The sequence below is a fragment of the Streptomyces sp. SN-593 genome, assembly GCF_016756395.1.
Lineage (GTDB): Bacteria > Actinomycetota > Actinomycetes > Streptomycetales > Streptomycetaceae > Actinacidiphila > Actinacidiphila reveromycinica.
Genome location: NZ_AP018365.1, coordinates 7,907,139 through 7,929,838 on the forward strand (window position 1 = coordinate 7,907,139; position 22,700 = coordinate 7,929,838).

The 22,700-nt window shown below is 76.2% G+C and carries 22 protein-coding genes; 11 read left to right on the plus strand and 11 right to left on the minus strand.

Translation table 11 applies throughout. The features are described from left to right. Positions 1–45 precede the first annotated feature (45 nt). A complete protein-coding gene (locus RVR_RS39000; RefSeq protein WP_346731493.1) occupies positions 46–1,257 on the plus strand; it encodes a DMT family transporter in 1,212 nt (403 codons plus the stop codon). On the opposite strand, the gene RVR_RS33640 is transcribed toward RVR_RS39000, so the two are convergent. Further along, positions 1,246–1,890 carry an FMN-binding negative transcriptional regulator gene (locus RVR_RS33640; RefSeq protein WP_202237690.1) on the minus strand — a complete coding sequence of 215 codons (645 nt, stop codon included), beginning with the start codon at positions 1,888–1,890 and terminating at the stop codon, positions 1,246–1,248. The two genes, RVR_RS39000 and RVR_RS33640, sit on opposite strands and share 12 nt — an antisense overlap. Next, positions 1,884–2,618, minus strand: coding sequence for a pyridoxamine 5'-phosphate oxidase family protein (locus RVR_RS33645; RefSeq protein WP_202237691.1), 735 nt, complete (start codon positions 2,616–2,618; stop codon positions 1,884–1,886). Before RVR_RS33645 ends, RVR_RS33640 begins: the two co-directional genes overlap by 7 nt. A 35-nt stretch (positions 2,619–2,653) precedes the next feature. Here RVR_RS33645 and RVR_RS33650 point away from each other — a divergent pair, with 35 nt between their 5' ends. Next, complete coding sequence (locus RVR_RS33650) at positions 2,654–3,985, plus strand: aminotransferase class I/II-fold pyridoxal phosphate-dependent enzyme (RefSeq protein WP_237405126.1); 1,332 nt, start codon at positions 2,654–2,656, stop codon at positions 3,983–3,985. A gap of 61 nt (positions 3,986–4,046) precedes the next feature. On the opposite strand, the gene RVR_RS33655 is transcribed toward RVR_RS33650, so the two are convergent. Next, on the minus strand, positions 4,047–5,021 hold the full coding sequence (locus tag RVR_RS33655; protein ID WP_237405127.1) for a serine/threonine dehydratase: 975 nt from the start codon (positions 5,019–5,021) through the stop codon (positions 4,047–4,049). A gap of 73 nt (positions 5,022–5,094) precedes the next feature. Next, a complete protein-coding gene (locus RVR_RS33660) occupies positions 5,095–6,096 on the minus strand; it encodes a DMT family transporter (protein ID WP_202237694.1) in 1,002 nt (333 codons plus the stop codon). Between the two features lie 72 nt (positions 6,097–6,168). On the opposite strand from RVR_RS33660, the gene RVR_RS33665 reads away from it, so the two are divergent. Further along, positions 6,169–7,083 (plus strand): LysR family transcriptional regulator, encoded by a 915-nt coding sequence (locus RVR_RS33665; RefSeq protein WP_202237695.1) that lies wholly within the window; start codon positions 6,169–6,171, stop codon positions 7,081–7,083. 189 nt (positions 7,084–7,272) lie between these two features. On the opposite strand, the gene RVR_RS33670 is transcribed toward RVR_RS33665, so the two are convergent. Together RVR_RS33670 and RVR_RS33675 are read right to left on the minus strand one after the other, a co-directional pair. After that, entirely contained in the window at positions 7,273–7,764 is a 492-nt protein-coding gene (locus RVR_RS33670; protein WP_202237696.1) for a Rieske (2Fe-2S) protein, read from the minus strand. 78 nt (positions 7,765–7,842) lie between these two features. Further along, positions 7,843–10,053 (minus strand): S9 family peptidase, encoded by a 2,211-nt coding sequence (locus RVR_RS33675; protein ID WP_202237697.1) that lies wholly within the window; start codon positions 10,051–10,053, stop codon positions 7,843–7,845. 32 nt (positions 10,054–10,085) lie between these two features. Between RVR_RS33675 and RVR_RS33680 the strand changes: the two genes are divergently transcribed. The 5 genes from RVR_RS33680 (at position 10,086) to ung (ending at position 13,935) form a co-directional block, all read left to right on the plus strand. Next, positions 10,086–10,904, plus strand: a complete 819-nt coding sequence (locus tag RVR_RS33680; protein WP_202237698.1) for a HipA family kinase — start codon at positions 10,086–10,088, stop codon at positions 10,902–10,904. Beyond that, entirely contained in the window at positions 10,901–11,284 is a 384-nt protein-coding gene (locus tag RVR_RS33685) for a DUF3037 domain-containing protein (RefSeq protein ID WP_202237699.1), read from the plus strand. The genes RVR_RS33680 and RVR_RS33685 overlap by 4 nt, the downstream gene beginning before the upstream one ends. Before the next feature lie 264 nt (positions 11,285–11,548). Further along, positions 11,549–12,310, plus strand: a complete 762-nt coding sequence (fabG, locus tag RVR_RS33690) for a 3-oxoacyl-ACP reductase FabG (RefSeq protein ID WP_202237700.1) — start codon at positions 11,549–11,551, stop codon at positions 12,308–12,310. Between the two features lie 37 nt (positions 12,311–12,347). Continuing rightward, on the plus strand, positions 12,348–13,109 hold the full coding sequence (locus tag RVR_RS33695) for an SDR family oxidoreductase (RefSeq protein WP_202237701.1): 762 nt from the start codon (positions 12,348–12,350) through the stop codon (positions 13,107–13,109). 151 nt (positions 13,110–13,260) lie between these two features. After that, on the plus strand, positions 13,261–13,935 hold the full coding sequence (gene ung, locus RVR_RS33700) for a uracil-DNA glycosylase (RefSeq protein WP_202239568.1): 675 nt from the start codon (positions 13,261–13,263) through the stop codon (positions 13,933–13,935). A 90-nt stretch (positions 13,936–14,025) separates the two neighbouring features. Here ung and RVR_RS33705 read toward each other — a convergent pair whose 3' ends face one another. After that, positions 14,026–14,454, minus strand: a complete 429-nt coding sequence (locus RVR_RS33705) for a hypothetical protein (RefSeq protein WP_202237702.1) — start codon at positions 14,452–14,454, stop codon at positions 14,026–14,028. Positions 14,455–14,586: 132 nt separating this feature from the next. On the opposite strand from RVR_RS33705, the gene RVR_RS33710 reads away from it, so the two are divergent. Further along, positions 14,587–15,504, plus strand: coding sequence for a Gfo/Idh/MocA family protein (locus RVR_RS33710; RefSeq protein ID WP_202239570.1), 918 nt, complete (start codon positions 14,587–14,589; stop codon positions 15,502–15,504). Here the strand turns inward: RVR_RS33710 and lnt are convergent. The 3 genes from lnt to RVR_RS33725 form a co-directional block, all read right to left on the minus strand. Then, positions 15,467–17,296 carry an apolipoprotein N-acyltransferase gene (gene lnt, locus RVR_RS33715; protein ID WP_202237703.1) on the minus strand — a complete coding sequence of 610 codons (1,830 nt, stop codon included), beginning with the start codon at positions 17,294–17,296 and terminating at the stop codon, positions 15,467–15,469. The two genes, RVR_RS33710 and lnt, sit on opposite strands and share 38 nt — an antisense overlap. Before the next feature lie 337 nt (positions 17,297–17,633). Beyond that, on the minus strand, positions 17,634–18,155 hold the full coding sequence (locus tag RVR_RS33720; RefSeq protein WP_202237704.1) for a DoxX family protein: 522 nt from the start codon (positions 18,153–18,155) through the stop codon (positions 17,634–17,636). 390 nt (positions 18,156–18,545) lie between these two features. Next, positions 18,546–19,142, minus strand: coding sequence for a histidine phosphatase family protein (locus RVR_RS33725; RefSeq protein ID WP_202237705.1), 597 nt, complete (start codon positions 19,140–19,142; stop codon positions 18,546–18,548). A 307-nt stretch (positions 19,143–19,449) separates the two neighbouring features. Here RVR_RS33725 and RVR_RS33730 point away from each other — a divergent pair, with 307 nt between their 5' ends. Continuing rightward, positions 19,450–20,880, plus strand: a complete 1,431-nt coding sequence (locus tag RVR_RS33730) for a dihydrolipoyl dehydrogenase family protein (RefSeq protein ID WP_202237706.1) — start codon at positions 19,450–19,452, stop codon at positions 20,878–20,880. Between the two features lie 193 nt (positions 20,881–21,073). On the opposite strand, the gene RVR_RS33735 is transcribed toward RVR_RS33730, so the two are convergent. Further along, positions 21,074–21,790, minus strand: coding sequence for an SDR family oxidoreductase (locus RVR_RS33735; RefSeq protein ID WP_202237707.1), 717 nt, complete (start codon positions 21,788–21,790; stop codon positions 21,074–21,076). A 149-nt stretch (positions 21,791–21,939) separates the two neighbouring features. Between RVR_RS33735 and RVR_RS33740 the strand changes: the two genes are divergently transcribed. After that, on the plus strand, positions 21,940–22,569 hold the full coding sequence (locus tag RVR_RS33740) for a TetR/AcrR family transcriptional regulator (protein ID WP_202237708.1): 630 nt from the start codon (positions 21,940–21,942) through the stop codon (positions 22,567–22,569). The last annotated feature ends 131 nt before the right edge of the window (positions 22,570–22,700 follow it).

The following is a 22,700-nucleotide window of genomic DNA, read 5'->3' on the forward strand; positions in this document are numbered from 1 at the left end:
CGGTGATGTTCGCCTCTCAACTCACTTTCTGGCGGGAGAACTCCCTTGTCACGTGCGCAGTTTTCGGCTGCCCGGACCAGCTCCGGGCAGGGGCTGCTGTATGTCGTCTTCGCCGCGACCGCCTGGGGCACGGCGGGCGCCGTCGCCGCGGTCCTCTACCGCGGGAGCGGCCTCGGTCCGCTCGCGCTGACCTTCTGGCGGGCGGCGGGTGGCTTCGTCCTGCTGCTCGCCGCCCGTACGGTGCGCCGGGTGCCCGCGCCGCGGGCGACCGTCCCCGGGCCCGCGGGGAGGCGGGTCGCCGCGGCGCGCAGCAGCCTCCCCTCCGCGGCCGTGCCCTCGGCTGCCTTCCCCTCCGCGGCCGTCCCTTCCGCAGCGGTGACCGCGGGCGGACCGGTGCCCGTCGTGCTGCCGACCGCGCCGGCAACAGGCGCCGCCCCCGCGGGCACGCCGGTCCTGGGTGCGGCGTCCGCTCCGCAGCCGTCCGTACCGAGGCCGTCCGCGGCTCCCGCGGTGCCCCTGCGGGCGCGGTGCGTCCGGATCGCGGTCACCGGCGCCGGGCTGACGCTCTTCCAGGTCGCGTACTTCTGCGCGGTGCGCTCGACCGGCCTCGCGGTGGCCACCGTGGTCACGCTCGGCTCGGGGCCGGTGCTGATCGCGTTGGCCGCCCGGGCCGTGATGGGCGAGCGGATCGGCAGGGGCGGCGCGGTCGCGGTGGCCGGGGCACTGCTCGGCCTGGCGGTGCTGGTGCTCGGCGGCGGTGGCGCGCAGGTGCGCCCGGCCGGGGTGGCGCTGGCGGTGCTGTCGGCTGCCGGGTACGCCGGAATGACGCTGCTGACCCGGTGGTACGGCACCCGCGGGGCGGCCGGCGACCCGCTGACCACCTCGCTGTGGTCCTTCGGGATCTGCGCGGCGGTGCTGCTGCCGGCCGCATGGGCGGAGGGGTTGCTGCCGCACGCCGCGCACCTCGGCCGCACCCTGGCGTTGCTCGGCTTCCTCGCCTCCGTGCCGACCGCGCTCGCCTACGCGCTGTACTTCGCGGGCGCGGCGGTGCTGCGTGCCGCGACGGTCTCGGTGGTGGCGCTGATCGAGCCGGTGTCCGCGGCCGTGCTGGCGGTGACCCTGCTCGGGGAGCGGCTCACCGCCGCCACCCTGGCCGGGACGCTGGTGCTGCTGGTGGCGGTCGGCGCGCTGGCCTGGGAGGAGGCGCGGGTGCGGCCGGCCGCCGGGGCCGGCCCGGACACGACGTCAGCCGGCTGACAGCCGGCGGAGCTGGTGGGCTCGCGCGGCCGCGTCGCCGGGTGCGGCGCGGTCGGCGAGCAGCCCGGTGACCCGGCGCCGCACCTCCTCGGGCTTGTTGCCGCCGTACTTGAACTTGGCCCGCACCCGGGTGACGTCGATCCGCACCCCGCGGATGCCGGCGAGCATCCGGCCGAACGGCTCCTGGCCGGGGGCGATCGGCGCGGTGCCGCCGTCGGGCTGGAAGTGGGAGATCTGGCGCCGCAGCAGGTCGGCCTTGGCCTGCGGGTCGTCCAGGACACGGGCGACGCCGGTGAGTTGGACGGCGGCGTAGAAGCTGGTCGGGGTGCCGTGCTCGGGAGGCGCGCCCGGTGCGGCGTGCCAGGGGCCGGGGATGAAGGCGTGGTCGTCCACCACGCTGAGGGTGACCTGCGGTGCGGCCTCCAAAGCGCCCCACAGCGGGTTCGGCCGGGCCAGGTGCAGCAGGACCTCGCCGTGCGCGCCGGACGCCGGGTCGTACACGAAGTGGGTGGGCTGGACGAACGGCGGTTCACCGTCGAGGCCGTTGACCGCGAGCTGGCCGAAGTCGTGTGCGGCCAGCCACTCCTGCCACTCCGCGTCGTCGCAGGCCGCGTCCCAGGGGTGGATCAGCACGCGGAGCCGTCCTTCCGGTCGGTGCCGCGCGGGCCGGCGGGGGCGAGGTAGCGGGGCAGGGGGAGGGAGGCGGCCGCGTGGTCGGCCGGGACGGGGGCGGCGTAGGCGGGCGCCACCGGGACGACGCCGGACCAGTGCGGCAGGTCCAGGTCCTCCGGCTCGTCGTTGGGGCCGCCGGTGCGGATCTTCGCCGACACCTCGCCCAGGTCCAGCCGGATCACGGCGGTCGCGGCCAGCTCCTTCGCGTTGGCGCGGCGGGAGTCGGCGGCCCGGCCGGGTACGGCCTGCTCCACGATCGCGTCCAGCGCCAGGGCGCGCTCCTCCGGGTCGGTGACCTGGTGGGCGGTGCCGTGCACCACCACGGAGCGGTAGTTGATCGAGTGGTGGAACGCCGACTTCGCCAGCACCAGCCCGTCCACGTGGGTCACCGTCAGGCAGACCGCCAGCCCCGGCCCGCCGCCCGCGCCCCGCAGCGGGCGCGAGCCCGTGGACCCGTGCACGTACAGCCGCTCGCCGTGGCGCGCGTAGAGGGTCGGCAGCACCACCGGCGCGCCGTCGCGGACGAAGCCGAGGTGGCAGAGGTAGCCCTCGTCGAGGATGGCGTGCACCACGGCGCGGTCGTACGAAGCGCGGTCGGCGGAGCGCGTCGGGACGGTGCGGTCGGTGGCGGGGTAGGGCGGCCGGGCGGGTTCGGCGGGTTCTGCGGGAGCGGGCGGCGCGCTGGGCATGGTGCGATCCTTTGAACTAGTGCATAATGCTGTTTGTGCTAGGAGATTACTCGATCACCGGCCGCGGCGCATCGGCGATCGCCGCCGACATCGAACGCGCGGTCGGCACCGGCGCGCTGCGGCCCGGCGCGGTCCTGCCGCCGCTGCGCGAACTCGCCCGCGAACTCGACGTGAACCCCAACACGGTCGCCGCCGCCTACCGGTTGCTGCGCGACCGCGGGGTGATCGAGACGGCCGGCCGCCGCGGCAGCCGGGTGCGGGCCCGCCCGGCCGTCGCCCCGCGCGAGGCGATCCGGATCGAGGTGCCCGCCGGCACCCGCGACCTGTCGACGGGCAACCCCGACCTCGCGCTGCTGCCGCCGCTGGCCGACGCCCTCGCCGACGCGGCCGCCCACCACGCCCTCGCCCCCGGCCTGTACGGCGGCACCACCGTCGATCCGGACCTCGCCGACCTGGCCCGGGCCGCCTTCGACGCCGACGGGGTGCCGGCCGGCCCGGTCGCCCTCACCTCCGGGTCGCTCGACGCGATCGAACGGGTCCTCGCCGCCCACCTGCGGCCCGGTGACGCCGTCGCCGTGGAGGACCCGGGCTGGGGCAGCGTGCTGGACCTGGTGCCGGCGATGGGCCTGCGCGCGGTGCCCGTCGCCGTCGACGACGAGGGCCCGCTGGCCGCCGACGTCGCCCGCGCCCTGGCCGCCGGCGTGCGCGCCCTGCTGGTCACCGACCGCGGCCAGAACCCCACCGGCGCCGCCCTGTCCGCGGCCCGCGCGGCCGAACTGCGCGCCCTGCTCGCCGCCCACCCGCACGTCCTGGTCATCGACGACGACCACCTGCACGGCCTGGTGGACATCCCCCTGCACTGCCTGTCCGGCGCCACCGACCGCTGGGCGCTGGTCCGCTCCACCGCGAAGGCGTACGGCCCCGACCTGCGGCTGGCGGTCTTCACCGGCGACGAGGTCACCGTGGCCCGGGTCCGCGGCCGGCACCGGCTCGGCGCGGGCTGGGTCAGCCACCTGTTGCAGCGGGCGGTGGTGCACCTCTGGCGCGGCGACGCCGTGGACCCCGCGCGCACCGCCCGCTCCTACGCCGTCCGCCGGGACGCCCTGCTCGCGGCCCTCGACGGGCGCGGGGTCGCCGCCCACGGCCGGTGCGGCCTCAACGTCTGGGTGCCGGTCGCCGACGAGACCGGCGCCGTCGCCGGGCTGCTCCAGCACGGCTGGGCCGTCGCGCCCGGCGGGCGCTTCCGGGTGAACTCCCCGCCCGGCATCCGGATCACGGTCTCCCCGCTGGAAGCGGCCGACATCGCTCCGCTCGCCGACGCCGTGGCCGCGGTGCTGCACCCGGCGGGGGCGAGCCGCTTCGGCTGACACACCTGCGCCCCGGCCCGGCCCGCGCCCCGGCGCCCGGGACACCGGGTGGGCGTCCCGCTCAGCGCGCGGCGGGCGGCTCCAGCAGGTCCGTCGGGTCCGTGTTCGCCCCGCACAGCACCACCGCCACCTTCTCGCCGGGCGCCGCCCGGTAGCCGCGGGCGGGGTCCTCGGACGGCAGGAGCGCGGCGAGCGCGGTGGCGGCGGCGTGCTCCACCACGATCCGGCGCTCCTCCCACAGCGACCTGCGGGCGGCGACGATCTGCTCCTCGGCCACCAGCACCGACCGCGCGCCGTCCTGCCGCACCGCGGCCAGCGCACCCTGCCAGGCCCGGCGGGCGCCGAGCGCGTCCGAGGCGACGGACTCCACCTCCACGTCCACCAACCGCCCCGCCTCAAGTGCCGCGTTGAGCGCCCGGCAGTTCTCCGGCTCCACGGCGACGGCCCGCACGCCGTGCTGCCGCGCCGAGGCCGCGACCCCCGCGAACAGCCCGCCGCCGCCCACCGAGACCACCACCGTGTCCAGGTCCGGCACCTGCGCGTGGATCTCCTCCATCAAGGTGCCCGCCCCGGCGCTCACGTACGGATCGGCGTACGCGTGCTGCGCGAGGGCGCCGGACTCCGCGGCGAAGTGCTCGCACGCGTCGAGCGCGTCCGCGTACTGCGTGCCGACCAGCCGGACCTCGGCACCGTAGCCGCGCAGCCTGGCCACCTTCAGGGCCGGGGCGTTGCGCGGCAGGAACACCGTGGCGTTCAGGCCCTGCCGGGACGCCGCCCAGGCGCACGCCAGGCCGGCGTTGCCGCCGCTGGCGATGCAGACGCCGGCTGCGGGCAGCGTGCCCGCGTCGCGGTGGGCGGCGAGGAAGTTCTGCGCGCCGCGCGCCTTGAACGAGCCGGTGTGCTGCATGTATTCGAGGGCGAACCAGACCTGCGGGCCCCGCGGTCCGCCGGCCGGGGGCACGACGGCCACCGGCCGGACCCGGCCGGCCACCCGGTCCGTGGCGGCCTTGACGTCTCCGTAGCTGATCTCGTGCACGTGGCGCTCCGTATAACGGTAGAGGGAGGTCGGCGCCGGGCCCGGTCGCGGGGGTGTGCGCCGCATCGACACGCTACGCCCGGGTGCCCTTCGGCCGACGCTGGGTCAGCGCCGCCCCCACCAGGATCACCGCGGCGCCCACCGGTTCGTTCCAGCTCAGCGACTCGCCGAGGAGCAGCACACCGGCGGCGGTGGCGACGATCGGGATCAGGTAGGTGACCATCGACCCGATGGTGGGGCCCTTCTCCGCCACCAGGCCGTACTGGACCAGGAACGCGGCCCCCGTGCCGAGCGCGCCCAGCGCCAGCACCGACAGCACCGGCCGCGCCGGGAAGGACGACGGCATCGAGGTGAACAGCGGGGTGACGACCAGGAGTTGCAGGGTGCCCACCGCCAACTGGCTCGCGGACATCGCCAGGTGGGAGGCCCCGGTGCCGCTCAGGGTGCGCCGGACGTAGGCCCAGCCCACCGCGTAGCTCAGCGCCGCGGCCAGCGCCATCAGGGTGCCCTTCGGGTCCTGCCCGGAGAAGCCCTGCCACGCGCCGAGCACCGTCAACACCCCGGCGAAACCGAGGCCGACCCCGGCGAACCGCTCCCGCGAGGGCCGGTCCTCCGACAGCGCCACCAGCGAGACCAGCATCGAGAACAGCGGCGTCGCCGCGTTGCATATCCCCGCCAGCATCGACGGGATGCTCTGCTCGGCGGTCGCGAACAGCGTGAACGGCAGCGAGTTGAGCAGGACCGCGGCCACGAAGAGGTGCATCCAGGTGCGGCGGCCGCGCGGCAGCCGCTCCCGCTTCACCGCGACCGCGGCGGCCAGCACCGCGGTGCCGAAGACCATCCGGCCCAAGGTGACCTGGAGCGGCGCGAACGCCTCGTTCCCCACCTTCATGAACAGGAAGCTGAAGCCCCACACCAGGCCCAGCGCGGCGAAGCGGACCCGCCAGTCCAGCAGCCGGCGCGGCCCGCGCGGCGGTGGCGCGGGGTCCGGCCCCGCAGTGGCCGCGGCGGACACCTGGACGAGCGGCTCGGCGGACGGCCCAACGGCCGTGCGCGGACCGGCGGAAGTCTTCATGGGTCCACGATGACGGCCGCGACCTCGTAGAACAAGCGAGATCTCCTGCATCGACGACGTAGAATCGCTTACATGTTGTCCCTGGAACGGCTCCGTGTCCTGCACGCCATCGACACCTACGGCTCGGTGAGCGCCGCGGCCGAGGTGCTGAACGTGACGACCTCCGCGGTGTCGCAGCAGATGGCCAAGCTGGAGCGGGAGACCGGGCAGGCGCTGCTCGGCAGGAACGGGCGCGGGGTGCGGCTGACGGACGCCGGCCGCCTGCTGTCCGGACACGCCGAGAAGATCCTGTCCCTGGTCGAACTCGCCCACGCCGACCTGGAGGCGCACCGCGGCGCCGCGGTCGGCGAGCTGCGGGCCGGCGCGTTCCCGACCGCGGTGCGCGGGCTGTTCCCCGCCGCGCTCGGCGACCTGCGCGCCGCGCACCCCCAACTGCGCACGGTCGTCCACGAGCTGGAGCCGCACGACTCGCTGGCCCGGCTCACCCGCGGCGACATCGACCTCGCGGTGGTGCTCGACTGGTACAACAAGCCGCTGTCCCTGCCCGGTGGCCTGGCCAAGGCGCCGCTGTTCGACGACATCGTGGACGTCGCCCTGCCGCTGGGCCACCGGCTGGAGGGCCGCGCGGAGATCGAGCTGGACGAACTGGCCGGCGACGAGTGGATCGCCTGGCCGGACGGCGGCTTCTGCCACGAGTGGCTGCTGTTCACGCTGCGCGGCAAGGGCATCGAGCCGCACGTCGCCCACCACGCCGAGGAGCACGCCACGGTGCTCGCGCTGGTCGCGGCCGGACTCGGGGTGGCCGTGATGCCCCGGCTGGGCCGCGACCCGGTGCCGCCGGGCGTGCGCATCATCCCCGTCCGCCACACGATGCGGCGGCACGTCTACGCGGTCTGGCGCGAGGACGCCGACCGCCGTCCGGCCATACGGGTGGCCGTGGACGCGCTGCGGGCGTCCGCCCACGCCTACCGGCCGCCGGCGGACTGAGGGACGCGCCCGGAGCACCGCGGGCGCGGCGGGGAGACGGCGCCGGGGAACGGGCCGGAAGGGGCCGGGGGAGACAGGGAGACGGGGAGCCGGGGGGACGGGCGGCGGAGGTGGGGCGGGGGAGCGGGCGACGGAGGGCCGGTCCGGGTTCGGGGCCCGCCCCGCGAACCCGGACCGGCGTACAGGGGGTCAGGCGAGCGTGATCTTGTCGCCCGACACGGTGACGCTCTTCGCGGGGAGCGCCGCGGTGGCCGGCCCCTGGGCCACGGAGCCGTCCGCCACGTGGAAGGCGCTGCCGTGGCACGGGCATTCGATCAGGCCGTCGGAGACCTTGGCGACCGTGCAGCCCTGATGCGTGCACACCGCGGAGAAGCCCTTGAACTGGCCGGCGCTCGGCTGGGTGACCACGACCTTCTGGTCGGCGAAGACCTTCCCGCCGCCGACCGGGATCTCCGAGGTCGTGCCGAGCGCGGTGCCACCGCCCCCGCCGCCGGCCGACGGGGTGCCCGAGCCGCCGGTCGTGTCCTGCGCGGCGGACGAGCCGCTGGAGGCGCCGTCCGAGGAGTCGGAGGAGGAGCCGGAACCGCAGGCGGTCAGGACGGCGGCGAGGCCCGCGCCACCGGCCGCCGCGACGACGCCGCGGCGGGTCGGTGACACGGGGATTCCGGAGCTTTCTGCCATGGGGTTGCATCCTGTTCGTGGAACGGACCGGACGGCGGGGCCCTCGCCGGCCGGCAGCGTGCTGTCACGCGTACCGGTTCATACGGACGGCCGCGGCGGGGTGTTCAACGCGTCGCAGAGGAATACCAACTGGTGTCGCAACAGCCCCTCCACCATCACCGGATCACTCGGTCCGTGCGTGGCGTGCGACAGCGGAAGCACCTGGTGGTAGCGGCCCGCGGCCAGCAGCGCCTCCGACAGGCGCAGGGTGTGCGCGGCCACCACGTTGTCGTCGGCCAGACCGTGTACCAGCAGCAGCGGGCGCTCCAGCGCGGCCGCCAGCCCGATCGGCGAGCTGCGGTCGTACGCCTCCGGGTCCTCGTCGGGGTGGCCGAGGAACCGCTCGCGCCAGTGCGTGTCGTACAGCCGCTGATCGCTGGGGGCCGCGCCGCTGATCGCCGCGTGGAACACCTCCGGGCGCCGCAGCACCGCCATCGCCGCCAGCGAGCCGCCGAAGCTCCAGCCGCGGATCGCCACCCGGTCGAGGTCGAGGTCCGCGCAGTGCGCGGCCGCCGCGTGCAACGCGGTCACCTGGTCCTCCACGGGCGCGCCCAGGGTGTCCTTGTGGACGGTCTTCTCCCAGCGCGGGCCGCGCCCGGGGGTGCCCCGGCCGTCGGCGACGACCACCGCGAAGCCCTCCTCGGCGAACCACTGCGCCTCGGCCAGCGGCCAGGTCGCCGCCCGTACCGCCAGCCGCAGCGCCGGGCCGCCGTACGGCGCGAGCAGCACCGGCAGCCGCCCCGACCCGGGCCGGTGCCAGGACGGCAGCAGCAGCGCGGTCCGGATGCCGTGCTCACCCGCACGCAGCCACGTCACCCGCGGTGCCACCACCGGCCGGGCCGCCCGGCACGGCACCCGCAGCTCCCCGCCGGGCCCGGTCACCCGGATGTCGCGGCCGTGCTCGGTCAGCGACGCCAGCAGCAGCGCGCCGCCGGCCCGCCGGCCGGTGTGCAGGCCCGGGTCACTGCTCAGCCGGGTCGCGCCGCCGTCCGGGCGGTAGGACCACAGGTGCTCCTCGGTCGGCTCGTCGCACGCCGTGAACAGCACCGACTCGCCGTCCACGGACAGCACCTCGCGGATCTGGAGGCCCTCCGCGGTGACCGGTTCGCCGCCGACGGTGAGGAACCGGGTACCGCCCTCGTCCGCGGTGTGCACCAGGGCGCCGGACGCGGTCCGCGCGGGGGTGCCGGGCACCAACTGCACCCACGCCGGGTCGCGTTGCTCGTGCAGCAGCCGGGTCGCGCCCGTCGCCGGGTCGGCGGCCAGCACCCGTACGCTCCGCTGGTCGCGGCTCTGCACGCTCAGCAGCGGGCCGTGCGCGTCCCAGGCGGCGGCCGTCAGGTACTCGTGGGCGGCGCGGTCCCAGACGACCTCGGTGCGGCCGGACGAACCGGCCGGGCCTCCCGACCCGCCCGCGCCGTTCGCCCGGCCCGCTCTGTTCACCCCGCCGGAGCCGGCCGTGTCGGAGCCGGCCGCGTCGGTCCCGCCGCCCACGCCGCGCGCGTCCAGGATGTGCAGCGACACGTCGGCGTTCGCGGTACCGGCCGCCGGGTAGGCCATCGCCCGCGGCCGCCGCGTCGGGTCCACCTGGTCGGCGATCCACCAGCGCGCCACCGGCGCGGTGTCCACGCGCGCGACCAGCAGCCGGTCGCCGTCGGGGGCCCACCAGTAGCCGCGGTGGCGGTGCATCGACTCGGCCGCCACGTGCTCGGCCGCGCCGTACGCCACCTCGTCGCCCTCCGGTACGGCGAGCGCGCGGTCCGCGCCGGTGGCGAGGTCCAGGACGTGCAGCGCGCCGCCGGTCAGGTAGGCGACGCGGCGGCCGGTCGGGTCGGGGCGCGGGTCGAGGACGGGCCCGGCGGTGGCGTGCCGGCGCGGCGGCCGCCCGCCGGCCGGGTCCGCGGTCCACAGCGCGCCGTCCAGGGCGAACGCCACGACGCGCACGGCCGCGTCGGCGGCGTAGCCGACGATCCCGGTGGCGCGCTGGCGGGCCCGCTCGCGCCGGACCAGTTCCTCCGGCGGAACCTCGCCGGCGGGGTCGGCCAGCGCGGCCGGGTCGGCGACCAGGTGCTCGCCGTCGGAGTCGAGCCGCCACAGGCACCCGACCCGGTCCTCGGGGCCGCGGGTGCGCACGTAGAGGACCGACGAGCCGTCGGGGGAGAGGGTGAAGTCGTGCGGGACGCCCAGGGAGAAGCGCTGGGTGCGGGCGAACTGGGCCGGGAAGTCGCGATGATCGGTGATCTTGTCCATGAGGGCAGTCTCCCCACCGATAACCTGGGGGGATGTTGAGAGAAGTGACCGGCATCCGCTACGTCACGCCGCTGCGCGAGGGCGGCTCGGTGCCGGGTGTGGTCGAGGCCGACGACCTCGGTACCTACGTCGTGAAGTTCAGCGGTGCCGCGCAGGGCCGCAAGGCGCTGGTCGCGGAGGTGATCGCGGGCGAACTCGGCCGCCGGCTGGGGCTGCGGGTGCCCGAGCTGGTGCGGTTCGACTTCGATCCGGTGATCGGGCTCGGGGAGCCCGACGAGGAGATCCAGGACCTGCTCAAGGCGAGCGGGGGGCTGAACCTCGGGATGGACTTCCTGCCGGGCTCACTCGGGTTCGATCCGCTGGTCTTCACCATGGAGCCCGAAGAAGCGAGCCGCATCGTCTGGTTCGACGCGCTCATCGCCAACGTCGACCGGTCGTGGCGGAATCCTAACATGCTGGTCTGGCACCGGAAGGTGTGGCTGATCGACCACGGCGCCTCGCTCATCTGGCACCACAACTGGCGGTCGGCGCCCGCCGCGTCGGCCAAGCCGTACGACGCGACCGACCACGCGCTGTCCCGGTTCTCGCCCGAACCCGCGGCAGTGGCACCGGAGTTGGCGGCCAAGGTGACGGAGTCGCTGCTCACCGAGGTGACCGCCCTGGTGCCGGACGAGTGGCTGCTCGACGAGCCGGGCTTCGACTCGCCGGACGACGTGCGCGCGGCGTACCGCGAGCTGCTGGGCGCCCGTGCGGCCGACATCCACGAACGCATCACCACCGCCCGCGTGAAGGCGAAACAACCGCCGCCGGAGTGGCTGCGCACCTGGGTCGAGGGGAAGAACGCGGAATGAGCGGGCGGGACGTCTTCGAGTACGCGGTGGTGCGGGTGGTGCCGCGGATCGAGCGCGGCGAGCTGATCAACGCGGGCGTGCTGGTGTACTGCCGCGCGCAGGAGTACGTGGGCGCGAGGGTGCACCTCGACGTGGCGCGGCTGCGCTGCCTCGACCCCCGGGTCGACGTGGAGGGCGTCGAGGCGGCGCTGCGCGGCTACCAGGGCATCTGCGAGGGGGGGACCGCCGCCGGGCAGGCGGCCGGGGACGACCCCGGGCGCAGGTTCCGCTGGCTGACGGCCCCGCGCAGCACGATCGTGCAGCCCGGGCCGATCCACACCGGCCTCACCCCGGACGCGCGCAAGGAGGCCGACCGCCTCCTCGACCTCCTCGTCCGCTGAGCGGCCGCCCGCCGCCCGCCCGCCGCGCCGCCCGCTGCCCGCACGCGCCCAGGGCCGCCGGGAACGCCTTCCAGGCCGGGGCCCCGGGGGAGGGACGGCGCGACCGGACCTCCGCCGGCGGGCGGCCCCGAAAGCGGCGAAACCGCCCGCTCCGGGGGGTCCTGTTGACAGCGTCAGCGCCCCCTCCTACGGTTCGGGACGTGACCTACTAAGCGGTCGCTCATCGGGCGGGCGCGTCATCGGGCCGAGGCTGAGGAGACGAAGATGTCCACCACCGACCAGCGCGTCGCGATCGTGACGGGCGGGGCCCGCGGTATCGGAGCGGCGACCGCGGTGCGGCTGGCCGCCGAGGGCCGGGCCGTCGCCGTCATCGACCTGGACGAGGGCGCCTGCAAGGGGACCGTGGAGTCGATCACGGGCGCGGGCGGCCGCGCGATCGCGGTCGGCGCGGACGTCTCGGACGAGGCCCAGGTCGAGGCGGCCGTCGCCAGGGTGGCCGAGGAACTGGGCGCGCCCACCATCCTGGTGAACAACGCGGGCGTGCTCCGCGACAACCTGCTCTTCAAGATGTCCGCCGCCGACTGGGACACCGTGCTGGGCGTGCACCTGCGCGGCGCGTTCCTGATGACCCGCGCGGTCCAGAAGCACATGGTGGACGCGAAGTTCGGCCGGGTGGTGAACCTGTCCTCGTCCTCGGCGCTGGGCAACCGCGGGCAGGCCAACTACGCCGCCGCGAAGGCGGGCATGCAGGGGTTCACCAAGACCCTCGCCATCGAACTCGGCAAGTTCGGCGTCACCGCGAACGCGGTCGCGCCCGGCTTCATCGTCACCGACATGACCGCCGCCACCGCCGCCCGGGTCGGCATGGGCTTCGAGGAGTTCCAGGCCGCGGCCGCCACCCAGATCCCGGTGCAGCGGGTCGGCCGCCCCGAGGACGTCGCGGGCGCCATCGCGTTCTTCACCGGCGACGCGGCCGGCTTCGTCTCCGGCCAGGTGCTGTACGTCGCCGGCGGCCCGCTCGACTGACCCGCGCACCCCACCAGTAGCGAAGGCGTACCAGCACATGACTGAACTCCCCCCGGACAGCGGCCGCGCCGCGATCGTCACCGGTGCCAGCCGCGGCATCGGCTACGGGATAGCCGAGGCGCTCGTCGCCCGCGGCGACCGTGTCTGCATCACCGGCCGCAACGAGGACGCGCTCAAGGAGGCCGTCGAGCGCCTCGGCGGTGGCGACCGGGTGATCGGCGTGGCCGGCAAGGCACACGACGAGGCGCACCAGGAGGCGGCCGTCGGCCGCGCGATGGAGGCGTTCGGCCGGATCGACCACCTCGTCAACAACGCGGGCACCAACCCGGTCTTCGGGCTGCTCACCGACCTCGATCTCGGCGTCGCCCGCAAGGTCTACGAGACCAACGTGCTGTCCGCGCTCGGCTTCGCGCAGCAGACCTGGCGCGCGTGGCAGCAGGAGAACGGCGGCTCGATCGTCAACATCGCCTCCATCGCCGGGATCGCCCCCTCGCCGTTCATCGCCGCCTACGGAATGAGCAAGGCGGCCATGGTCAACCTGACGGTGCAGCTCGCCGCCGAGATGGCGCCCAAGGTGCGGGTCAACTCCATCGCCCCGGCGGTGGTGAAGACGAAGTTCGCCGCGGCGCTGTACGAGGGCCGCGAGGAGGAGGCGGCGGCCGCCTACCCGATGCAGCGACTCGGTGTGCCGGAGGACATCGGCGGCGCGGCGGTGTTCCTGCTGTCCGACCAGGCGTCCTGGATCACCGGGCAGAACCTGGTGGTCGACGGCGGCCTCATGCTCAAGGCAGGCGCCTGAGCGCGGGCGGCACCGGTGCGGAGGCGGCGTCTCGCCGTCGCCGCACCGGCCGCGCCGCCCGGTTCGCGGACGGGGGCGGGAGTGTCAGTGGGGCGCGGTAGTTTCGGGATCAGTAACCGATCGCGTACCGGAGGTTCCCGACGTGCCCAGCATGCTGCCCGACTCCTGGCAGGCCGTACTCGGCGAGGAGTTGGACAAGCCCTACTTCCAGCAGCTCACCGACTTCGTCGCGGCCGAGCGGCGGGAGCACCAGGTCTTCCCGCCCGAGGAGGAGGTGTTCGCCGCCCTGGCGGCCACCCCGTTCGACAAGGTGAAGGTGCTGGTGCTCGGCCAGGACCCGTACCACGGCGCGGGGCAGGGCCACGGGCTGTGCTTCTCCGTGCGGCCCGGGGTGCGGACCCCGCCGTCGCTGCGGAACATCTTCAAGGAGCTGAAGGACGAGTTCGGCTACCCGGTGCCGGACAACGGCTACCTGATGCCCTGGGCCGAGCAGGGCGTCCTGCTGCTCAACGCGGTGCTGACGGTCCGCGAGGGCGAGGCCAACTCGCACAAGGGCAAGGGCTGGGAGAAGTTCACCGACGCGGTCATCCGCGCCGTCTCGGACCGCCCCGACCCGGCCGTCTTCGTGCTGTGGGGGAACTACGCGAAGAAGAAGAAGCCGCTCATCGACGCCGACCGCCACACCGTCATAGAAGGCGCCCACCCCTCGCCGCTGTCGGCGAAGCTCTTCCTCGGCAGCCACCCCTTCACGCAGATCGACGAGGCGGTCAAGTCCCAGGGCCACGAGCCGATCGACTGGCGCATCCCCGACCTGGCGTCCGTGTAGCGGTACCGGCCGGGAGGCCCCACGAGGCCGCGACGGCGACCCGGCCCCCGGCCCGGGGTCGGGTCCGGGCCGGGAACCGGGAGCAGGGGGTCAACGGCGGTAGACCTGGTGGCAGATCGAGGACGCCTGGCCGTCCGGCGCCCAGCCGCCGTACTCCTCGCCGAGCCCGCAGACGTCGGGCGCGGTCGGCGGCGCCGGACGGGCGGGGCCGCGCGGGCGGGGGACCACGGGCCGCGCGGCCGTACGCGGGGGAGGCGCCGCCCGCGCGGGGCCGGCCGCCCCCGGCGCGCCCGGCGACGGGGTGTCCGACGGCGGGGTGTCCGGACGCGTCGTGGCGAGCACCCGGTGGGAAGGCGCCGGCACCACCCGCACGTCGTCGGGCCGCTCGGGCCGCCCGGACACCGGTCGCTGCGCCTCGCCGCCGCCGGTCGGCGGCGGCGAGACGGTGGTGCACCCGGCGAGCGCGTACACCGCGCACAGCGCGAACACCGGGGCCTGGAAGGGGAGGAGGCCACGCACCCGCGTCACTGTGCCGCACCCGGCACGGCGGCGGGTATTCCCCGCAGGGGTGAATGTGCGCCCCGTATGCTGCCGTGACACCGCACGGCCCGTACCGCACCAGGAGCACGGATGGCAGCGCCCAGCGCCCCCTTGAAGATCGGCGTCATCGGACTCGGTGACATCGCGCGGAAGGCGTACCTGCCGGTGCTCGCGGCGCAGCCGGGGCTGGAACTGCACCTGCACACCCGGACCCCCGCGACCCTGGCCGCGGTCGGGGACGCCTACCGGCTGCCGCACCGGCACGCCACCTTGGACGCACTGCTGGACCAGGGCCTCGACGCGGCCTTCGTGCACGCCCCCACCGTCCACCACGGGGAGATCGGCGCCCGCCTGATCGAGGCCGGTGTCCCGACCTACGTCGACAAGCCGCTCGCCTACGACCTGGCCGGCGCCCGCCGCCTGGTGGACCTCGCCGAGACGCGCGGCGTGCCGCTGGCCGTCGGCTTCAACCGCCGCCACGCACCCGGGTACGCGCAGTGCCTCGACCACCCGCGCGACCTGATCCTGATGCAGAAGAACCGGGTCGGCCTCGCGGACGAGGTGCGCACGGTCGTCTTCGACGACTTCGTGCACGTCGCCGACACGCTGCGCTTCCTGGCGCCGGGCCCGATCGAGCAGGTCCGGGTCTCCGCCCGGGTGCGGGACGGGCTGCTGCACCACGTGGTGGCGCACCTGTCGGGCGACGGCTTCACCGCGATCGGGTCCATGAACCGCATGAGCGGGTCCACCGAGGAGATCCTCGACGTCAGCGGTGCCGACTCCCGCCGCCAGGTGCTCAACCTCGCCGAGGTGGTCGACCACAAGGGCCAGCCGAGCGTGCGGCGCCGCGGGGACTGGGTGCCGGTGGCGCGCCAGCGCGGCATCGAGCAGGTCGCCCTCGCCTTCCTCGACGCGGTCCGCGCAGGCCGGCCGCTCGACGCGCGGGACGCGCTGCGCACCCACGAGCTGTGCGAGCGGATCGTCGCGGAGATCACCGGGAGTCCGGTGCCGGGTCAGGAGACCGGTTGAGCGGGGGCGCCGAGAGGCCGGCGGGAGCCGGGGACCCAGCGGGGGGAGCGGCCCCCTCGGACAGGTCGTCGGATGTGGCGGGCGGGTGGTCGCCGCCCTGATCGGCGGGGCGGGCCGGTTCGGTCCCGCCGGGCGCTTCGGTCCCGGGCACGCCGGCCGCGCGGCCCGGCCCGGTCGCCTCGGCACGTGCGGCGGCCGCGGCCCCGCGGCGCACGGTGCGGACCGTCTCGCGGACCGCGGCGGCGAGCACCAGCAGCAGGGCGAGCCGCGGCACCCAGTCGCCGAACCGCACATACGGGCTCGTGTCCGTGGCGGTCGGCACGTCGTACACCGCGGCGGTGCTGCCGCCCGTGCCGACGCGGTGCCCGACCCGCGTGCCGTCGGGGCCGTAGACCGCGCTGATCCCGGTGAGGGTGGCGTGCACCATCGGCCGCCAGCTCTCCGCGGACCGCAGCGCCGCGAGCGAGGCGTGCTGCGCGGGCGCCCAACTGCCCTGGAACGACGCGGTGGACGACTGGGCGACGAGCAACCGCGCGCCGTCCGCCGCCAGGTGGCGGCTCATGTCGGGGAACGCCGACTCGAAGCAGACCAGCGGACCGAACCGCAGCGTCCCGGTGTCCATCACCACCTGACGGCTCCCCCGCCGGCGGTCCTCCCCGGCGGCCTTCCCGACGGAGGTGGCCCAGCCCAGCAGCGGCCGCATCGGGACGTACTCCCCGAACGGCACCAGCCGCATCTTGTCGTACGTCGGGCCGGTGACGCCGTGCGGGCCGACCAGTGCGGAGGTCTTGGAGATGCCGGTGCCGTCGGCGCGTTCGGCGTCCACGTCGACGAGCAGGTCGGCGCCGACCAGGCGGGAGAGGGCCGCGAGCGTCGCGGTGGTGCCCGGGTGGTCGGACAGGTCGACGCCGACGCTGCTCTCGCCCCACACCACCAGGTCCGGGCGGCTGCCGGCCAGGCGCCGGGTGAGGCGGACCTCGCGGGCGAACCGGGCGGCCGGCCCGGCCACCGGGCCGGGCTGCACGACGGCGATCCGGACGGGCGCGGCGCGCTGCGGGCGCGGTGCCCACAGCCACACGGCGCCGGTGGCCACCGCCGAGGCGAGCAGCGCCGCGGCCGCCGCCCGGCGCGCCGACGGCAGCGCGCACAGGGCCGCGACGGCGGTGTTGACCAGCACCACCAGGGCGCTGACCAGCCACACCCCGCCGATCGAGGCCAGACGCAGCGCGGGCGCCACCTGCCACTGGCTCGCGCCGAGCAGGCCCCAGGGGCCGCCGAGGTACTGCCAGGAGCGGACGAGTTCGATCAGCAGCCAGCCGCTGGGCAGGAGGACCAGTGCGGTGCCCACCGCCGGACGGCCGGTCCCTGCGCCCAGCAGCCGCCGGACCAGCCAGCCCCACGGTGCCCACAGCCCGCCGAGCAGGAGGGCGAGGACGGGCAGGAAGACGGTCAGGCTCGGCAGCAGCCAGTGGTGGACGGCGAGCATGAAGCCGGCGCCGCCGAACCAGCCGTCCAGGGCCGCCCGGCGTCCGGTCGGGGCCGAGCGGACGAGCAGGAGCCAGGGGACGAGGGCGACGTAGGCGAGCCACCACAGGGAGGGGGCGGGGAACGCGAGGGCCGGGAGGGCGCCGGCGGCGACGGCACCGAGGGTGCGCCGCGCGCGGCCGGGAGCAGAGCGCCGCGTGAGCCCGGGGGGAGGGTTCTCGGCGTGCCCGGGTGCGGGGCGCCGCGTGCGGCCGCGTGCGGGGCGGGGCTCGCCCGGGAGCGGGGTGGGGCGGGCCGTCGGCGTCATCCGCTGCTCCCTTCCTCGGGGCGCTGACCCCGCCCGGGGCGCCTCCGTGCTGTCGGACCAGGGGCCACCTGCCGGTGGGGCGGCGCCACCGGACTCGCCGCCCCTCCGGCACCACGTCTTCGCAAGAGCCGCTGTGGCGGGTCGCGCGGCCCACCGGTCCGCGGGTGCGGTTGGGCGACGGCACCCGGGCGGGCGACGGCACCCGGTTGGGCGACGACGCGCGGCCGGTCCGCGGGCGACCCGTGGTGTCCCGGAGGGACCGGACCCTGCGGCGCCCCCGGCGGCGCACCTCCGTCGGGGCACCCCGGCCGGGCGGACCTGGGTACCCGGGCAGGGGTCAGGCCGAGGCGTCCTCGGACACCGCGCGGTTCCGGGTGGTGACGACCGCGGCCGCGGCGAGAGCGGCGGCGCCGAAGGCGGCGGCGATCACCCAGGGACGGTCGAGGCAGTGCCCGGTCGCGTGGTCGAGGGAGAACCGCCCGGGGCCCGCGAGCCCGAGGGACGCGGCCGTCCAGCCGAGGAGCGCGGGGTGCTCGAACCCCCCGGACATCGCGAAGAAGCCCGCCGGGGCGTGCACGGCGACGGCACCGGCCATCGCGCCGGCGGCGGCCGCACCTGCCGCGGGGGTGGCCAGGCCGAGCGCGAGGAGCGCGCCGCCGCCCGCCTCGCCGAGCCCCGCCGCGACGGCGGCCGGCCTGCCCGGGCGGAAGCCCATGTGCTCCATCGCGCCGGCGGTGGCGGCGAGCCCGCCGCCGCCGAACCACCCGAACAGCTTCTGCGCACCGTGTGCGAAGAGCGCCGACCCCGCGCCGAGACGCAGCGCCAGCAGTCCGATGTCCTTGCGGTACGCCGATCCCATGACCGCGTCCTTTCGTTGGCCCGGACCCTCCGTCGGAAGGGCCCCACCCGGCCAGTGTGTGCGGGTGGCCGGCCATCGCGCCGCGCCAGGCGGTCTGTCCGGGCGACACCCGACGGCCGACGCCAGCCGGGGTAGCCGACCGCCGACCGACCCCGGCCCGTGGCCGTCGTCCGGGCGCCGGCCTGTGCCGTGGGGAGCGGGCCTACGGCGGACCGGTGCGGTGGGAGGCCGCGCGCGGTGTGCGGTGGAAGCCGCCGGCCAGCGACCCGCGGCAGCGGACCGCGGGTGGGCGTGGGAGCCCCGGTCCCCGGCGGGAGCGCGGGCGTCCGCACCGCGACGGGCGAGGCGGAGGAATCGGGCCCCACTCGCGCAGGGCGGGCCCGGCGCCCGTCACGGCAGGCGGTTCCAGGCGGTCAGCACGTGCCGGCCGTGTTCCGTACCGAGCCGGCTGACCGTACCGGTGGCGAGTTGGAAGAGCGCGCCGTCGGCGGGCGGCAGCCCGAGCCGCCGGGCGGTCAGCACCCGCAGGAAGTGCGCGTGGGCCACCAGGACGACGTCGCCGCCGTCGCCGTTGGTGAAGGCCGCCTCGACCCGGGCGAGCACGCGGTCGGCGCGGTCGCCGACCTGCTCGGGGCTCTCCCCGGGGTGCGCCTCGGGACCGGGCACCACGCCGTCGGTCCAGATCTCCCAGGTCGGCCGGGTGCGGTGGATGTCGCGGGTGGTGACGCCCTCGTAGCCGCCGTAGTCCCACTCGTGCAGGTCGGGGTCGATCCGCACGTGGTCCAGGCCGGCCAGCTTCGCGGTCTGCTGCGCGCGCTGCATCGGGCTGCTGATCACGCACCCGATGTGCCGGGTGGCGAGCAGCGGCGCCAGCGACCGCGCCTGGTCCTCGCCGTGCTCGGTCAGCGGCAGGTCGGTGTAGCTGGTGTGCTGACCGGACTGCGACCACTCGGTCTCGCCGTGCCGGATCAGGACGAGCTCACCCATCGGACACCTCCCGTGGCGCCCCGCGGCGCCCGTTTGTGATCATATGCCGACTGCCCGCCGCGACCACCGCGCGGGCCCGCCGTGCACCTGGTCGGCACAACCACGCGCCGGGCGCCGGGCTTCCCTCCCGCGCCGCGTCAGTACGATGGCGCGGGTCGCTCCGGTTGCGGAGGCGGCGCGTTCTCGGTCGGATCGAAGCAGCGTACGGGGGTACGCCCCGGGCGCGCGCGGCGTGCCGTGGGCGACCGAGGAGACGGACGGGCGGACGCGCGGGCACGCGCGGCAGCGACCAGTAACAGGAGCCGGAATGAACGACGCACCCCGCACGTACGACGTGGTCGTCATCGGAGCGGGCCCGGTCGGGGAGAACCTGGCCGAGCGGACCCGGGCGGCCGGGCTCAGCACGGTTGTCGTGGAGAGCGAACTCGTCGGCGGTGAGTGCTCCTACTGGGCGTGCATGCCGAGCAAGGCGCTGCTGCGGCCGGTGGCCGCCCGCGCCGACGCGCGCCGGCTGCCGGGACTGGCCGCCGCCGCGGCCGGGCCGCTGGACTCCGCCGAGGTGCTGGCCCGCCGGGACGAGTTCACCTCGCACTGGAAGGACGACGGCCAGGTGCAGTGGCTGGACTCCGCGACCATCGACCTGGTCCGGGGCCGCGGGCGGCTCGACGGGCCCCGGCAGGTCGTGGTCGACACCCCGGACGGCGGAACGGTGCGGCTGGCCGCGCGGCACGCCGTCGCGGTCTGCACCGGCACCACCGCGGCGCTGCCCGACCTGGCGGGACTGGCCGACGTCAAGCCGTGGACCAGCCGGGAGGCGACCAGCGCCCGGCAGGTGCCGGAGAGCCTGGTGGTGGTCGGGGGCGGTGTGGTCGCCGTGGAGATGGCGACCGCCTGGCAGGCGCTCGGCGCGCGCGTGACCGTGCTGGTGCGCGGCGGCGAACTGCTGGGCCGGATGGAGCCGTTCGCCGGCGAGATGGTCGCCGACGGGCTGCGGGAGGCCGGCGTCGAGCTGCGGTTCGGGGTCTCCGTGGCGTCCGTGGTGCGCGAGGGCCGCCAGGTGCGGGTCGGGCTCGACGACGGCGGCGAGCTGACCGCCGACGAGATCCTGTTCGCGGTCGGCCGCGAGCCCCACACCGCCGACCTCGGGCTCGACACGGTCGGACTCACCCCCGGCGACTGGCTGGAGGTCGACGACACCTGCCAGGTCACCGCGGTTCCCGACGGCTGGCTCTACGCCGCGGGCGACGTCAACCACCGGGCGCTCCTGACCCACCAGGGCAAGTACCAGGGCCGGATGGCCGGGGCGGCGATCGCCGCGCGCGCCACGGGCCGGCCGGTGGACAACTCGCCCTGGGGAGCCCACGTCGCGACCGCCGACCATGCGGCGGTGCCGCAGGTCGTCTTCACCGACCCCGAGGTCGGCTCGGTCGGCCTGACCGCCCAGGAGGCCGAGCGCTCCGGGCGGCGGGTGCGGGCGGTGGACTACGACCTCGCGAACGTCGCGGGGGCGAGCCTCTACGGCGACGGCTACCGGGGCCGGGCGCGCATGGTGGTCGACCTCGACCGCGAGGTGCTGGTCGGGGTCACCTTCGTCGGGCCGGGGGTGAGCGAGCTGGTGCACTCCGCCACCGTGGCCGTCGTGGGCGAGGTGCCCGTCTCCCGGCTCTGGCACGCGGTGCCCTCCTACCCCACCATCAGCGAGGTGTGGCTGCGCCTGCTGGAGACCTACCGGGGATGACCGCGCGGCCCGGTCCGCCGGGGCGGGCGACGACTCCGCGGACCTCGCCGCGGAGTCGTCGAGCGGAAGGCGGACGGCCGACGGCCGCCGCCGCGCCGAGGGCCACCGGCCCGGGCGGCCGGTCGTCCGCACCCTCCAGCGTTCCAGCCGGCGTCGGACCGTCCACGCGGCCGGGGGGCGCCACGCGCGCCGGCTACACCGCCGGCGCCGCGGTCAGCCGGGGGTACAGCGCGGCGGCGCCGGCCGAGAGGGCCGCCTTGACCTGCCGGGCGGTGTCGTCCGCGGTGACCTCGAAGTCGCCCGCGGCGAAGCCGTCCAGCGCGGCGCGGACGATGTCCGCCGGGTGGGACTTGGGCGCCTGCACGTCGGTGGTGAGGTCCGTGTCGACGTAGCCCATGTGCAGGCCGGTCACCTGGGTGCCCTGGGCGGCGAGTTCGACGCGCAGCGCGTTCGTCAGCGACCACTCCGCCGACTTCGCCGCGCAGTAGGCGGCGCTGGCCGGGAGGGCGACCCAGGACAGCGCGGAGAGCACGTTGAGCAGCCCGCCGCCTCCGTTGCGGGCCAGGACGGGGGCGAACGCGCGGCTGACGGCGAGCGTGCCGAAGACGTGCGTGTCGAACTCCCGCCGGAAGTCGGCGAGGTCCCCGTCGAGGACGGAGGCGCCGGTGGCGATCCCCGCGTTGTTGACCAGGAGGGTGACGTCGCCGGCCTGCTCCGCGGCGGCGCGCACGGACGCGGGGTCCGTGATGTCCAGCGTCAGCGGGACCGCGCCCGGTACGGCGACCTTCCGCGGATCGCGCGCGGCGGCGTAGACCCTGGCGGCGCCGCGGTCGAGCAGTTCCTTGACGAACTGCTCGCCGATGCCGCGGTTGCCGCCGGTGACGAGGGCGACGGAGCCGTCGATCTTCATGGGATGCCCTTCGGTGGGCCGGTCCGACGGTGCCGACGGGCCGGTGCTCGGTGCTGCGGGTGGGCCGGGCGGTCGTGGAAACCGATCGGTTTCCACCTACGGTAGACCGATCGGTTTCCGATGTCGAGCGCGGGCGTTAGCCTGGGCGCATGACCACCACGGCGAAGCCCTCACCGCGCGACCGGCTGCTCGACGCGGCGGCGGAGCTGATCTACCGGGAGGGCGTCGGCACCGGCATCGACGCGCTGTGCAGGGCGGCCGGGGTCTCGAAGCGGTCGATGTACCAGCTCTTCGGCAGCAAGGACGAGGTGCTGGCCGCCGCGCTGGCCCGGCAGGAGCCGCGGCTGGCCGCGCTGCTGATGCCGCCGCCCGGCGAGCCCGCCGCCCCGCGCGAGCGCATCCTGTACGTCTTCCGGCGCATGGAGGAGGCGGCCGCCTCGCCCGGCTACCGGGGGTGCCCCTTCCTCTCGGCGCAGGTCGAGCTGAAGGACCCCGGGCACGCCGCCAGTTCCGTGGCCGCGCGCGGCAAGCGGGGCATCACCGACTTCTTCCGGGCCGAGGCCGAACGCGCGGGCGTGGCCGAACCCGGCCTGCTGGCCCGCCGGCTGGCCGTCGTGTACGACGGCGCGAGCACCCGCGCGGGCATCGGGTCCGAGGTCCTGGACGGCCTCGCGGTGAGCACCGCCGCACTGCTGCTCGACGCCGCCGGGCTCACCGAGCAGGAGGGACCCGCGGAGGACACCGCCGGCGGTGCGAAGGACGGTGGCGAAGCCGCCTGACGGGAGGCGGACGGCCCGGACCGGCGGTCGCGGGTCGGGGCCGGGGCGCCCGGGTGCGCGCCGGGCGCCCGCACGCGGGCCCCGGCCCCCGCGACCGCGCCGACGCGCCTCCACCCGCCGGGGTCCGCGGC

Coding starts and splice junctions, on each gene's coding strand:
- RVR_RS33645 (WP_202237691.1), bottom strand. CDS start 2,618: ATGCCCAGCGCGCCGCCCGCTCCCGCAGAACCCGCCGAACCCGCCCGG.
- RVR_RS33660 (WP_202237694.1), bottom strand. CDS start 6,096: ATGAAGACTTCCGCCGGTCCGCGCACGGCCGTTGGGCCGTCCGCCGAG.
- RVR_RS33665 (WP_202237695.1), top strand. CDS start 6,169: ATGTTGTCCCTGGAACGGCTCCGTGTCCTGCACGCCATCGACACCTAC.
- RVR_RS33670 (WP_202237696.1), bottom strand. CDS start 7,764: ATGGCAGAAAGCTCCGGAATCCCCGTGTCACCGACCCGCCGCGGCGTC.
- RVR_RS33675 (WP_202237697.1), bottom strand. CDS start 10,053: ATGGACAAGATCACCGATCATCGCGACTTCCCGGCCCAGTTCGCCCGC.
- RVR_RS33680 (WP_202237698.1), top strand. CDS start 10,086: ATGTTGAGAGAAGTGACCGGCATCCGCTACGTCACGCCGCTGCGCGAG.
- RVR_RS33685 (WP_202237699.1), top strand. CDS start 10,901: ATGAGCGGGCGGGACGTCTTCGAGTACGCGGTGGTGCGGGTGGTGCCG.
- fabG (WP_202237700.1), top strand. CDS start 11,549: ATGTCCACCACCGACCAGCGCGTCGCGATCGTGACGGGCGGGGCCCGC.
- RVR_RS33695 (WP_202237701.1), top strand. CDS start 12,348: ATGACTGAACTCCCCCCGGACAGCGGCCGCGCCGCGATCGTCACCGGT.
- ung (WP_202239568.1), top strand. CDS start 13,261: ATGCTGCCCGACTCCTGGCAGGCCGTACTCGGCGAGGAGTTGGACAAG.
- lnt (WP_202237703.1), bottom strand. CDS start 17,296: ATGACGCCGACGGCCCGCCCCACCCCGCTCCCGGGCGAGCCCCGCCCC.
- RVR_RS33720 (WP_202237704.1), bottom strand. CDS start 18,155: ATGGGATCGGCGTACCGCAAGGACATCGGACTGCTGGCGCTGCGTCTC.
- RVR_RS33725 (WP_202237705.1), bottom strand. CDS start 19,142: ATGGGTGAGCTCGTCCTGATCCGGCACGGCGAGACCGAGTGGTCGCAG.
- RVR_RS33730 (WP_202237706.1), top strand. CDS start 19,450: ATGAACGACGCACCCCGCACGTACGACGTGGTCGTCATCGGAGCGGGC.
- RVR_RS33735 (WP_202237707.1), bottom strand. CDS start 21,790: ATGAAGATCGACGGCTCCGTCGCCCTCGTCACCGGCGGCAACCGCGGC.
- RVR_RS33740 (WP_202237708.1), top strand. CDS start 21,940: ATGACCACCACGGCGAAGCCCTCACCGCGCGACCGGCTGCTCGACGCG.